At 74.3% G+C, this 12,942-nt stretch carries 9 protein-coding genes; 4 read left to right on the top strand and 5 right to left on the bottom strand.

The window, feature by feature from the left end; translation table 11 throughout:
- The first annotated feature begins 21 nt into the window (after positions 1-21).
- Both ACI79C_RS24100 and leuS read left to right on the top strand, forming a co-directional pair.
- Positions 22-1,719, top strand: a complete 1,698-nt coding sequence (locus ACI79C_RS24100) for a glycoside hydrolase family 5 protein (protein ID WP_456948231.1) — start codon at positions 22-24, stop codon at positions 1,717-1,719.
- Between the two features lie 165 nt (positions 1,720-1,884).
- On the top strand, positions 1,885-4,800 hold the full coding sequence (leuS, locus tag ACI79C_RS24095; RefSeq protein WP_456948230.1) for a leucine--tRNA ligase: 2,916 nt from the start codon (positions 1,885-1,887) through the stop codon (positions 4,798-4,800).
- A gap of 109 nt (positions 4,801-4,909) precedes the next feature.
- Here the strand turns inward: leuS and lipB are convergent, their stop codons facing one another.
- Complete coding sequence (gene lipB / locus ACI79C_RS24090) at positions 4,910-5,557, bottom strand: lipoyl(octanoyl) transferase LipB (RefSeq protein WP_456948229.1); 648 nt, start codon at positions 5,555-5,557, stop codon at positions 4,910-4,912.
- A 22-nt stretch (positions 5,558-5,579) separates the two neighbouring features.
- Positions 5,580-6,314, bottom strand: a complete 735-nt coding sequence (locus ACI79C_RS24085; protein WP_456948228.1) for a Type 1 glutamine amidotransferase-like domain-containing protein — start codon at positions 6,312-6,314, stop codon at positions 5,580-5,582.
- 163 nt (positions 6,315-6,477) lie between these two features.
- Between ACI79C_RS24085 and ACI79C_RS24080 the strand changes: the two genes are divergently transcribed.
- Positions 6,478-8,106: a serine/threonine-protein kinase gene (locus ACI79C_RS24080; RefSeq protein WP_456948227.1), complete on the top strand. Its 1,629-nt coding sequence runs from the start codon at positions 6,478-6,480 to the stop codon at positions 8,104-8,106.
- A 2-nt stretch (positions 8,107-8,108) separates the two neighbouring features.
- On the opposite strand, the gene ACI79C_RS24075 is transcribed toward ACI79C_RS24080, so the two are convergent.
- From ACI79C_RS24075 to lpdA, 3 genes are all read right to left on the bottom strand, one after another.
- The gene (locus ACI79C_RS24075) at positions 8,109-9,017 is read right to left on the bottom strand and encodes a TIGR01777 family oxidoreductase (protein WP_456948226.1); all 909 of its coding nucleotides are present in this window, start codon (positions 9,015-9,017) and stop codon (positions 8,109-8,111) included.
- A gap of 73 nt (positions 9,018-9,090) precedes the next feature.
- The gene (gene sucB / locus ACI79C_RS24070; RefSeq protein ID WP_456948225.1) at positions 9,091-10,965 is read right to left on the bottom strand and encodes a 2-oxoglutarate dehydrogenase, E2 component, dihydrolipoamide succinyltransferase; all 1,875 of its coding nucleotides are present in this window, start codon (positions 10,963-10,965) and stop codon (positions 9,091-9,093) included.
- A gap of 48 nt (positions 10,966-11,013) precedes the next feature.
- Complete coding sequence (gene lpdA / locus ACI79C_RS24065; protein ID WP_456948224.1) at positions 11,014-12,393, bottom strand: dihydrolipoyl dehydrogenase; 1,380 nt, start codon at positions 12,391-12,393, stop codon at positions 11,014-11,016.
- A 157-nt stretch (positions 12,394-12,550) separates the two neighbouring features.
- Here lpdA and ACI79C_RS24060 point away from each other — a divergent pair, with 157 nt between their 5' ends.
- On the top strand, positions 12,551-12,895 hold the full coding sequence (locus ACI79C_RS24060) for an oxidoreductase (RefSeq protein ID WP_456948223.1): 345 nt from the start codon (positions 12,551-12,553) through the stop codon (positions 12,893-12,895).
- The last annotated feature ends 47 nt before the right edge of the window (positions 12,896-12,942 follow it).

Raw genomic sequence — 12,942 nt, 5'->3', positions numbered from 1 at the left:
CCGAGTACGAGGAGGTCCGCTGTGCGGAGCACGACCCGACGCCGTCCCGGCCGTCGCAGGGCGGGGTGGCTGGTCCTCCCGCTGCTGCTGGCCGGGGCCTGCACCGCGGAGCGGGAGCAGGAGCCGGGGTCCTTCGTGCGGGCGCAGGGCAGCGGGCTGGTCCTGGACGGCGAGCCGGTGCGGCTGCAGGCGGTGAACTTCTCCAACGACTACCACCGCGACCTCGACGCCTCGCAGCTGCTGGACTCCCCGCACCACGCGGAGGAGGACTTCGGGCGGGTCGCGGAGATGGGCTTCACCGACGTCCGCTTCGCCTTCGACGGCGACTGGTACGCCCAGGACCGCGAGCTCTTCTTCGAGTGGCTGGACCGCAACGTCGGCTGGGCCCGCGAGAACGGGGTCCGGCTCGTCCTGGACCTGCACACCCCCATCGGCGGGTTCTGGCTGGACCCCACCAGCGACGCGGTCAGCTTCGACGTCTGGACCGACCCGGCGGTGCGCGAGCAGAACGTCGAGATGTGGCGCGACATCGCCGAGCGGTACGCCGACGAGCCCGCCGTGGCCGCCTACGACCTGTTCAACGAGCCGGTCACCGTGGACTCCGACGGTCAGCAGTGGCGGGACATGGCCGCGGACCTGGTCGACGCCGTCCGCTCGGTCGACCCCAACCACCTGCTCGTGATCAGCTCGCTGTACGGCGTCGAGGGGCGCTACGGCACCGCGGGGGTCGAGCCGCACTTCCTCGTCGACGACGACAACGCCGTCTACGACTTCCACTTCTACGAGCCGATCGACTACACGCACCAGTACGCCGCCTGGGTGGAGGGCCCGATCCAGGACGGCGGCTCCTACCCCGACCCCGAGACGATCCTGCCGACCGGCGAGCGGGTGCAGCTGCCCGACGCGGGCCTGGCCACGCCGCCGCTGGCCGCCGGCACGACGGACTGGCGGCTCTACGACAGCGGCGTCGTCCCCATCGACGACCCGGCGGCCGTGGCGGCCATGCCGCTGGTCCTCGCGGGCGGGGGCATGACCGGCACCGCGGTGTTCGACGCGATCACCGTCACCGAGCACGGTCCCGACGGGGCGGTGCTGCGCGAGCTGGTGACCGACCCCCTCGACCCCGACGGCACGCTGGACTGGTACTCGTGGACCAGCGGCGGCGACGGGACGGCGACCCGCTTCGACCGGCCCCAGGACGGCGTGGACGACGGCGCCAGCCTCGCCGTCACCGACGCTCCGGCCGGTGACGCCGCGGTCGCCGGCTGGAGCAACGACGGCCACCTCTTCCCGGTCACCCCCGGCAACGGCTACCGCGTGCAGGGCTGGATGCGGGGGGAGGGCGTGGGCGGGGACGGTGCTGCCACCATCGCGCTGGACGTGTACGGCCAGTCGCCCGGCGCCGCCGGTGGGGGCTTCCTCGGCCGCGACCGGACCTACCTCGAGCACGCGATGGAGCAGCACCTGCAGTTCGGGCGCGACAACGGCGTCCCGATGTCGGTCATGGAGTTCGGGGTCGTGCGGCAGGCCTTCGAGATGCCGGACAAGGGCGGGGACCGCTGGGTGACCGACATGCTGGCCCTGCTCGAGGAGAACGACCTGAGCTTCGCCTACTGGGAGTACCACGGCAGCCAGATGGGGATCCACCTGAGCCCGAGCGGGCCGCCCGGGGAGCTCAACACCCCGCTGCGCGACGTGCTGGTGCGCGAACTGGGCTGACGGCGGCCCGCCGTGGCACACCGGAGTAGGCTGCCGGGCGTGTCCGGCGGGTACCTCCTTCCCCGGCCGCGCTGATCCGAACCCGATCGGACAGCGTGGCGACCCCTCCTGCGTGAGGGGTCTTTTTCTGTCCGCCGCCGGGACGAGCACCCAGGAGCACCGACGATGAGCCAGACGGCCAGCCAGCCGACGACCGACCCCGCCGGCGAGGGCGTCCCCCCGCACCGGTACACCCCGGCGCTGGCGCAGCAGATCGAGCTCGCGTGGCAGGACCGCTGGGAGGCGGAGGGGACGTTCCACACCCCCAACCCGACCGGCCGGCTCTCCGCGGGCTTCGAGCGGGTCGCCGGCCGGCCCAAGTACTTCGTGATGGACATGTTCCCGTACCCCTCGGGTGCGGGCCTGCACGTAGGCCACCCCCTGGGCTACCTGGGTACCGACGTGACCAGCCGGTTCCGTCGCATGGACGGCGACAACGTGCTGCACCCGATGGGCTACGACGCCTTCGGCCTGCCCGCCGAGCAGTACGCCGTCCAGACCGGGCAGCACCCGCGGATCACCACCGAGGCCAACATCGCCGCGATCAAGGCCCAGCTGCGCCGGCTGGGCGTCGACCACGACGACCGCCGCAGCTTCGCCACGATCGACCCGGGCTACTACAAGTGGACCCAGTGGATCTTCCTGCAGATCTTCGGGTCCTGGTTCGACGAGTCCGCCGGACGGGCCCGGCCGATCGAGGAGCTGGTCACCGAGCTGGACGCCGGCACGCGGGAGCCGGCGCCGGGCACGAACCCGACCGGCCGGCCGTGGGCCGAGCTGGACGCGGTCGAGAAGCGCACGGTGGTCGACGCGCACCGGCTGGCCTACCTGCACGAGGCACCGGTCAACTGGTGCCCCGGCCTGGGCACGGTGCTGTCCAACGAGGAGGTCACCCCCGACGGCCGGTCCGAGCGGGGCAACTTCCCGGTGTTCCGGCGCCCGCTGACCCAGTGGATGATGCGGATCACCGCCTACGCCGAGCGGCTGTTGGCCGACCTGGACCGGCTGGACTGGCCCGACTCGCTCAAGCAGATGCAGCGCAACTGGATCGGCCGCTCGACCGGCGCCCGGATCGGCTTCGCCGTCGGGGCGGCGGGGCGGGACGGGTCGTCGGGCGAGACGATCGAGGTCTTCACCACCCGGCCCGACACGCTGTTCGGTGCCACCTACATGGTGCTGGCGCCCGAGCACCCGCTGGTCGAGTCGCTGACCGCGTCCGCCTGGCCGGACGGCACCGACCCGCGCTGGACCGGGGGCGCGGCCACCCCGGCCGAGGCGGTGCGCGAGTACCAGCGCCAGGCGTCCCGTCGCTCGGAGCTGGACCGGCAGAACGAGGCCCGTGAGAAGACCGGTGTCTGGCTGGGCGTCACCGCGGTGAACCCGGTCAACGGCCGCGAGCTGCCGGTGTTCATCGCCGACTACGTGCTGACCGGGTACGGCACCGGCGCGATCATGGCCGTGCCCGGCGAGGACACCCGCGACTTCGAGTTCGCGCAGGTCTTCGGGCTGCCCGTGGTCCGCACGGTGCAGCCGCCGGAGGACTTCGAGGGGGGCGCCTACACCGGCGCCGGCCCGATGATCAACTCGGCGAACGACGAGGTCTCGCTGAACGGCCTGGACAAGGCCACCGCGATCGCCCGGATCACCGAGTGGCTCGTCGAGCGCGGGTACGGCGAGGCGACGACGACCTACAAGCTGCGCGACTGGCTGTTCAGCCGACAGCGGTACTGGGGCGAGCCGTTCCCGATCGTCTACGACGAGAACGACCTGCCGGTCGCCGTCCCGACGTCGATGCTGCCGGTGCTGCTGCCCGAGGTCGACGACTACTCGCCGAAGACGTTCGACGACGACGACGCCGAGTCCGCGCCCGAGCCGCCGCTGTCCCGCGCCACCGACTGGACGACGGTCGAGCTCGACCTCGGCGACGGACCGCGCAAGTACCGGCGTGAGACCAACACGATGCCGAACTGGGCGGGGTCGTGCTGGTACTACCTGCGCTACCTGGACCCCTCCGACGACGAGCGGATGGTCGACCCGGAGCTGGAGCGGTACTGGCTGGGCCCGCGGGGTCCCGGGGACGTCGGCGGTGTCGACCTGTACGTCGGCGGGGTCGAGCACGCCGTGCTGCACCTGCTGTACGCGCGGTTCTGGCACAAGGTGCTGTTCGACCTGGGCCACGTGTCCAGTGAGGAGCCGTTCCGGCGGCTGGTCAACCAGGGCTACATCTCCGCCTACGCCTACACCGACGAGCGGGGCTTCTACGTGCCCGCCGCCGAGGTGGAGGAGAAGGACGGCCAGTTCCTCCACGAGGGCAAGCCGGTCAACCGCGAGTACGGGAAGATCGGCAAGAGCCTGAAGAACATGGTCACCCCGGACGAGATGATCGGGGCGTACGGCGCCGACACCTTCCGCGTGTACGAGATGTCCACCGGCCCGCTGGAGCAGTCCCGCCCCTGGGAGACCAAGGCCGTGGTCGGCTCCCAGCGGCTGCTGCAGCGGATCTGGCGGGTGGTCGTCGACGAGGAGACCGGCGCGGTCCGGGCCGCGGACGACGTGGCGCCGTCGGAGGAGACCCTGCGCGCGCTGCACCGGGCGATCGCCGGCGTCCGGGACGGCATGGCGACCCTGCGGTTCAACATCGCCATCGCCCGGATCACCGAGCTGACCAACCACCTCACCTCGGCCTACGGCGCGTCCTCGCCGGTGCCGCGCGCGGTGGCCGAGCCGCTGGCGCTGATGGTCGCCCCGCTGGCGCCGCACATCGCCGAGGAGCTGTGGTCCCGGCTGGGCCACGACTCGTCGCTGGCGTGGGCGCCGTTCCCGGTGGCCGACGAGCGCTGGCTGGTCGAGGACACCGTGCAGGTCGCCGTCCAGGTGAACGGCAAGGTGCGCGCGCAGGTGACCGTGCCGGCCGACGCGGACGCCGCGGCGCTGGAGGCGGCCGCCCGCGCGGAGGAGAAGGTCGCCGGGCACCTCGCCGGGAAGACCGTGCGCCGCGTGATCGCCGTCCCCGGGCGGCTGGTCAACTTCGTCGTCGGCTGAGGCTGCCGTCCCCGGCCTCCCTCCAGGGGAGGCCGGACGGCGGCCCTGCTGCGAGAGGCCGGACGGCCGTCCTGCTGCGGGGGGCCGGGACGACCGTCCTGCTGCGGGATCAGGCGGCGGGGACCTCGGCGGGGGCCAGCACCCGCCGCATGGCAGCCTCCACCGCGTCGATCACCTCGGCGACGGGCACGTCCCGGCCCAGCTCGGCGCTCAGCGACGTGGCGCCGGCGTCGACGATCCCGCACGGGATCATGTTGCCGAACGCGGCCATGTCGGGGTCGCAGTTCAGCGCGAAGCCGTGCATCGTCACGCCCCGGGCCACCCGGACGCCGATCGCGGCGACCTTGCGGTCCGGACCGCGCTCGTCGGCGCGCACCCACACGCCGCTGCGCCCCTCGACCCGCTCGGTGGCCAGCCCCAGATCGGCGCAGACCTCGATCAGCGCGGCCTCCAGACGCCGGACGTGGGCGACGACGTCGACCGGGTCGGGCAGCCGGACGATGGGGTAGCCGACCAGTTGGCCCGGCCCGTGCCAAGTGATCTTGCCGCCGCGGTCCACGTCGATGACCGGGGTGCCGTCGAAGGGGCGCTCGTGTGGCTCCGTGCGCTTGCCGGCGGTGTAGACCGGCGGGTGCTCGAGCAGCAGGAGGGTGTCGGGAGCGGCGCCCTCCACCACGCGGGTGTGCAGCTCGCGCTGCTGCGCCCACGCCTCCTCGTAGTCGGTCAGACCCAGCCGGAGGACCTCGAGCGCACTCACGACGTCCAGCCTAAGCCCGTGCTCACCGCAGCCGCCGGGGCTCGATGCGGGTCTCGACGGCTCCGCCGTCCGGGCCCCGCTCCACCCGGTAGGCGGCCTTGCCGGGACGGTCGGCGACCGCCTCCACCAGCTCGGTGCCCCGGTAGACCAGGCCCACCCCGTCGTCGGTCGCGTGTCCCGGCGGGAGCGTCCCGTCGGCCACCAGCCGGTGGTAGAGCGGCCGGCGCTGCTCCTCGGTGTCGTAGTGCACGCCGTTCGACGTGGGGATCAGCCCGAGCCCGTTGGTGACCGGGCGCAGCTCGGGACCGAAGGAGTCGGTGGTCCCGCCGACGTGCCAGCACAGCGACCCGGCCGACACACCGCCGAGGACGACGCCGGCCTCCCACACCTCGCGGAACACCTCGTCGAGGCCGTGCACGCGCCACACCGCGAGCAGGTTGGCCACGCTGCCGCCACCGACCCAGACGACGTCCTGGGCCAGCAGGTGCGCGCGCACGTCGGGCACCGTGGGCATCGTGAACAGGCTCAGGTGGCTGACGTCGACGCCGCTGCCCGCGAAGGCGCCGTAGACCCCGGCCACCCGCACCGGGTCGTCCCCGGTCGCGGTGCCCAGGTAGCACAGCCTCGGCCGCTCCGGCGCTCCGGCGAGGGTGACGGCGAGGTCGAAGACCGGGCCGGGCGCCCAGTCGTAGGGCCCCCGACCCCTGGACTCGAAGCCGATGCTGGTCGCGAGGATGGTCGGCGCGGTGGCGGGCACGGTCAGGCAGCTCCTCGCGAGGGTCGGACGGCGCAGGCGGGCACGGCACCGAACCTAGGCGGGGCCGCCGCCCGGCACGCGGCCGGCCCCGGAGCTGTGGACGGCGCCCCGGCCTGTGGACGACGGCAGCAGGCACCCCGCTGCTCGGCCTACGGTGCCCGCCATGCCGACGCCCTCTCCCCGCCCCGCGCGTGGACCCGCGGACGCCCCGATCGTCCCGGGCTACCGGCTCGAGCAGTTGCTGGGGCGCGGCGGCTCCGGGGAGGTGTGGCGGGCCGTCCCGCGCAGCGGTGGCGATCCCGTCGCGGTGAAGGTGCTCGTCGCCGGCGATCCCGAGCGGCAGGCGCGCGAGGCCGCCCTGCTCGGGGAGCTCGACCACCCGCACCTCGTGCGGCTGGTCGAGGTGGTGCACCAGCCGCGGCGCGGCGGGCAGCCCCGCGTCGCGCTCGTGCTCGACCTGCTGGCCGGGGGGAGCCTCGCCGCGCTGCTGGCCCGGCGCGGCCGCCTGCGCCCGGGGGAGGTGGTCACCGCCGTCGCACCGGTGGCCGCCGCGCTGGCCCACGCCCACGACCGCGGGGTCGTGCACGGCGACCTGTCGCCCGGCAACATCGTCTTCACGGCTGACGGCCGGCCGGTGCTCACCGACCTGGGCGTGGGCCGGGTCCTCGGGGAGGACGCCGCAGGCGAGGTCACCCCCGCCTACGTCGACCCCACGGTCGCCCGCGGTGGCGCCCCGGGCCCGGCCTCGGACGTCTTCGGGGTGGCCGCGGCGGCGTTCCACGCGCTCACTGGCGTCGCGCCGTGGAACGCCGCCACCCCGGCCGACACCCTGCGCGTCGCCGCCGAGGGGCGCCTGCCCGACCTCGCCGAGCTGGCGCCGGAGGCCCCTGAGGAGCTCCTGGCGGTGATCGGCCGGGGGCTGTCCCCCGAGCCGCACGAGCGCGGCTCGGCCGCGGCGTTCGCCCTCGACCTGCGGCATGCCTGCCGGCCCGAGCCGGTGCGGCTCCCGGGTCCGGGCGTCGCTGACGAGGACCTGGGCCGGACGGGGCGTGGACCCCGCACGGAGCTGACCCACCAGGTGCCGGGGAGGCACCGCCGTCCTCCCGAGCCGAAGCCGCAGGAGAGCCGGGGTCTCGGGGCCGTCCGGGCGCGGCTGACGGCAGCCCGCCAGCGCAACCGCCGGGTGGGGGTGCTCGCTTCCGTGGTCGCCGTGCTGGGCGGGACGCTGTGGCTCGGGCTGTCGTGGGGCGGGGCGTCGGGGTCCCCTCCCTCGGCGGCTCCCGCCGAGCTCACCGGCCGGGCGGCCACGTCCGACACCACGACCGCGGTGCCGGGCACGGAGGGCCGGCCGGCGGAGGCCGAGCCGTCCGGCGGGGGCACGTCGCGACCGGCGTCCGACGAGGAGTGGACGGCGGTCCTCGCCGAGCTCTACGCCCGCCGCGCCGCCGCCTTCCGCACCGGTGTGGCCGACCAGCTCGACCGGGTCCACGTCCCCGGCAGCGCGCTGCTCGCCGCTGACCGGGACACCGTGACGGAACTGGCCGCGGCGGGGGAGCGGCTACGGGGTTTCGCGCCGGTGGTGGTGCGGGCGGCGGTCGTCGAGGAGCCCGCCGACGGACGGGTGACGCTCCACGTGGTCGACCGGTGGCCGGCGTACGAGGTGGTCGGGGCCGGGCAGGAGGAGGGCCCGGCGCTGAGGTCGGTGGAGGGGCGCGGCGAGGCGGACGTGCGGATGGTCCTGCGGGAGACCGACCGGGGCTGGCGGATCCAGCAGGCCGAGAAGACCCGGTGAGTTCAGCTCCGCTGCAGGGCCGCGCGCAGGGCCGCCTCCAGGTCGCGGTGGGTCCACGCGAAGCCCGCGGCCTCCAGCTTCGCGGGGAGCGCGCGCTGACCGGCCAGGACGCCGGTGCGGCCGAACTCGCCCAGGGCCAGCGACAGCGCGAACCGCGGGACGGGCAGGACGGCCGGGCGGTGGACGACCCGGGCCAGCTCGCGGACGAACTCCGCGTTGGTCACCGGGGTCGGCCCGGTCAGGTTGACCGGGCCGGAGACGTCCGCGGTGAGCAGGAACCGGATCGCCGCCAGCTCGTCGGTGAGGCTGATCCACGGCCAGTACTGCCGGCCCGAGCCCATCCGCCCGCCGAGGCCGGCCCGGAAGACCACACCCAGGATGCGCACCAGCGGCGCGCCGCGACCGACCACCAGGCCGGTGCGCAGCTGTGCGACGCGCACGCCGGCATCGGCCGCCGGTGCGGTCGCCGCCTCCCACTCGACGCACAGCCGGGCCAGGAAGTCGTTGCCGGCGGGGGAGTCCTCGTCGACGGTCCGGTCGCCGGTGTCGCCGTAGTAGCCGACCCCGGACGCCGACAGCAGCACCCGCGGGCGGCCGGGGTCGACCGCGGCGGCGTCGGCCAGCGCCCGGCTGACCGTGGTGGTGCTGTCCAGGCGGCTGGTCCGCAGCTGTTCCTTGTAGCCCGACGTCCAGGGACGCGGCCGGATCGGGGTGCCGGCGAGGTTGACCACCGCGTCGACGTCAGCGAGGAGGGTCGGGTCGATCCGCCGGTGCTGGGGGTCCCACCGGTGCTCGTCCGCCGTCCGCGGCGTCCGCCGGACCAGCCGGAGGACCTCGTGCCCGTCAGCCCGCAGGAGGGGGACCAGCTGGGACCCGATCAGCCCGGAGGAGCCGGTGACCGCGACCTTCATGACTCTCCTCCGGGAGCGGGGGCGGAACGCGATCGGGGCCCCGGCGGGTCGCCGGGGCCCCGATCGGTGTGGATCAGGAGAGGCCGAGCTCGCCGTGGAACTGGCCGGCCTCCAGGCGCTCCTTCACCGTGCCGAGGAACCGCGCCGCGTCGGCGCCGTCGACGATCCGGTGGTCGTAGGTCAGCGCCAGGTAGACCATCGACCGGACGGCGATGACCTCCCCCAGGTCGGGGTCCTGGACGACGACCGGGCGCTTGACCACGGTGCCGACGCCGAGGATCGCCACCTGCGGCTGGTTGATGATCGGCGTGTCGAACAGGGCCCCACGGCTGCCGGTGTTGGTCAGTGTGAAGGTGCCGCCGCCGAGCTCGTCCGGGGTGACCTTGTTGCTGCGGGTCCGCTCGGCCAGGTCGGCGATCTTGCGGGCCAGTCCGCCGATGCTCAGGTCGCCGGCGTCCTTGATGACCGGCACCAGCAGCCCCCGCTCGGTGTCCACCGCGACGCCGAGGTTCTCGGAGTCGTGGTAGGTCACCGTGCCGGCCTCCAGGTCGATCGAGGAGTTCACGGCCGGGTGGGCCTTGAGCGCCTCGATCGACGCCTTGGCGAAGAACGGCAGGAAGGACAGCTTGACGCCCTCACGGGCCTCGAAGTCCCGCTTGGCCCGGTCCCGCAGCCGCGCGATCGCGGTGACGTCGGCCTCGACCACCGTGGTCAGCTGGGCGCTGACCGCCAGGGACTCCACCATCCGGCGGGCGATGACGGTGCGCAGGCGGGAGAGCTTCTCGGTGCGACCGCGGAGCTTGGTGTCCGGCATGGCCGCCGGCGACGGCTTCGCGGCGGCGCGCCCGGCGGCAGCCGGGGCGGCCTCCTGAGCCGGCGCGGAGGCCTGCTCGGCCGCGGCGAGGACGTCCTGCTTGCGGATCCGCCCACCGACACCCGTGCCGGTGACCGTGCCCAGGTCCACGCCGTGCTCGGCGGCCAGGCGGCGCACCAGCGGGGTGACGTACTGACCACCGCCGTCCCCGCCCTGCTGGCCAGGGGCCGACTGCGCCGGCGCGGAGGCCGGGGCCTGCGGAGCCACCGCGGCCGCCGGGGAGGGAGCCGACGTCGGCGACTTCGCGGGCAGCGCGCCACTCGAGCCGTAGTCCGCGCCCGGGATCTCGGTGGCGGGCTTCGCGGTCTCCGGCTCCTGCGGCTGGGCAGGGGGCTGCTCCTGGGCCGGGGCCGCGGGCTGCTCCTGGGCCGGAGCCTCGGGAGCCGAGGCGGGGGCGCCGCCGCCCGCCGCGCCGGTGCCGATGACCGCCAGCTGGGCACCGACCTCGACGGTCTCGTCCTCGTTCACCGCGATCGACAGCAGGGTGCCCGAGACCGGCGCCGGGATCTCGGTGTCCACCTTGTCGGTGGAGACCTCCAGCAGCGGCTCGTCCGCGGTGACCTCGTCACCGACCGACTTCAGCCAGCGGGTGACCGTGCCCTCCGTGACGCTCTCGCCCAGGGCCGGCATGGTCACCGGGGTGCCCTCGCCGCCGCCCTGACCACCACCGCCCTGAGCGCCGTCGCCGGAGGCCGACGCGGGCTCCGGCTGCGGCGCGGCGGGCTGGGCCTCCTGGTCGGGAGCGGGGCTCGCGTCCTGGACCTGCTGGACGGGGCTCTGGGGTGTGGTGTCGGCGTCCTCGGCCGAGGCAGGGCCGCCGCCGCCGTCGCCGGCCCCGTCCCCGCCGATGACGGCGAGCTCGGCGCCGACCTCGACGGTCTCGTCCTCGGCGACCAGGATCTTGGTCAGGACACCGGCGGCCGGCGAGGGGATCTCGGTGTCGACCTTGTCGGTCGACACCTCGAGGAGGGGCTCGTCGGCCTCGACCTGCTCACCCTCCTGCTTGAGCCATCGAGTGACCGTGCCCTCGGTGACGCTCTCGCCCAGGGCGGGCATGGTGACGGACGTCGGCATCGGGGCAGGGCTCCTTCTCGCGCTGGGTGGATGTGGGGTGGATCAGGATCAGCCGTGCACGTGCAGGGGCTTGCCGGCCAGCGCCAGGTGCGCCTCGCCGAGGGCCTCGCTCTGCGTCGGGTGCGGGTGGATGAGGCTGGCGACGTCGTCGGCCTCGGCCTCCCAGTTGTAGATCAGCTGCGCCTCGGCGATGAGCTCGCCGACGCGGCTGCCGACCATGTGCACGCCGACGACCGGGCCGTCGACGGCCTGGACGAGCTTGACGGCGCCGGCCGTCTTGAGGATCTGGCTGCGGCCGTTGCCGCCCAGGTCGTAGGTGAGGGTCTTGACCTCGCCGTACCGCTCCTTCGCCTGCGCCTCGGTGAGGCCGACGGAGGCGACCTCGGGGTCGGAGTAGGTGATCCGCGGGACACCGGCGTAGTCGATCGGCGCCGGGTTGAGCCCCGCCAACCGCTCGGCGACGAGGATGCCCTCGCCGAAGCCGACGTGAGCCAGCTGCAGGGTCGGGATGAGGTCGCCCACCGCGGAGATGGTCGGCACGTTGGTCTGGCAGTACTGGTCGACGAGGACGTAGCCGCGCTCCATGGCGACGCCGGCCTCCTCGTAGCCCAGGCCCTGGCTCACCGGGCCGCGACCGACGGCCACGAGCAGCACCTCGGCCTCGAACTCCTTGCCGTTCTCGAGCGAGACCTTGACGCCGTTCTCGGTGTTCTGCACACCGGAGAACCGGCTGCCGAGCTCGAAGCCGATCTTGCGCCGGCGGAAGGCGCGCTCCAGGAGCTTGGAGGAGGCCTCGTCCTCGAGCGGGACCAGGTGGGGCAGGGCCTCGATGATGGTCACGTCGACGCCGAAGGACTTCCACGCGCTGGCGAACTCGCAGCCGATGACGCCGCCGCCGAGGATGATCGCCGAGGCCGGGACCCGGTCCAGGTTCAGTGCGTGGTCGCTGGTGATGACGCGGGTGCCGTCGACCTCGAGGCCGGGCAGCGAGCGCGCGTAGGAGCCGGTGGCCAGCAGGATGTGCTGGCCCTCGTACCGCTGCCCGTTGACCTCGACGGCGGTCGGGGAGACCAGGCGGCCCTCACCCTCGACATAGTTGATCTTGCGGCTCTTGATCAGGCCCTGCAGACCCTTGTAGAGCCGGGAGATGACGCCGTCCTTGTAGCCGTTGACGCCGTCCATGTCGATGCCGGCCAGGGAGGTCTTGACGCCGAACTGCTCGCCCTCGCGGGCCAGGTCGGCGACCTCGCCGGCGTGCAGCAGGGCCTTGGTCGGGATGCAGCCCCGGTGGAGGCACGTCCCGCCGACCTTGTCGCGCTCGATGAGGACGACGGACATGCCGAGCTCGGCCGCCCGCAACGCGGCGGCGTAGCCACCCGAGCCACCACCGAGGATGACCAGGTCGGCGGGGGAGGTGGGTGCGCTCACGAGATCTCCTCGAATGCTGGTGTCCCGTCCCGTTCACACGGGCGGGGGATGGTCCAGGGCTCATCCTGCCACTCCGGGAACGCGCGGGCTCAGAGCACCGTTGCCAGCGCGGACGTCGCGGCCCGAGGCGGGCCGCCTCGGGGCACGAGGAGGACGGATGGGGCTGTTCGGGCGCAGGCGGGGCAGGGCGCAGCGCGGTGACGGGAACCGTCCCGCGACGCTGGACCGCGGCGCGGCGCGGGCGGACCTCGCGCACCTGGAGCGGTTCGTCGCGACCCGCCGCGGGGTGGAGGGGTACGTCGAGCCCCGCACCGCCGTCACCGAGACGACGATCGTGCTGGTCGCCGCGGACGGCGAGTGGACGCGGCGGCGGATCGACGGGCCCGACACCGCCCGCCGGCTCTCCCGCGACCTCGGCGTCCCGGTCTACGACGCGCAGGTCACCGGCTATCCGCAGCGCATGCGGGACTGGTCGGCGCGCCAGCGGGACGCACGAGGTTGAGCAGGGGGGTCACGGAGGAGTCCGGCCGCGGCCCGGTGTCCCGGGCC

The sequence above is a fragment of the Geodermatophilus sp. SYSU D00697 genome (assembly GCF_054050175.1).
Note: the sequence above shows the minus strand (reverse complement) of the source record. Positions and strands in the feature narration are given on the sequence as shown.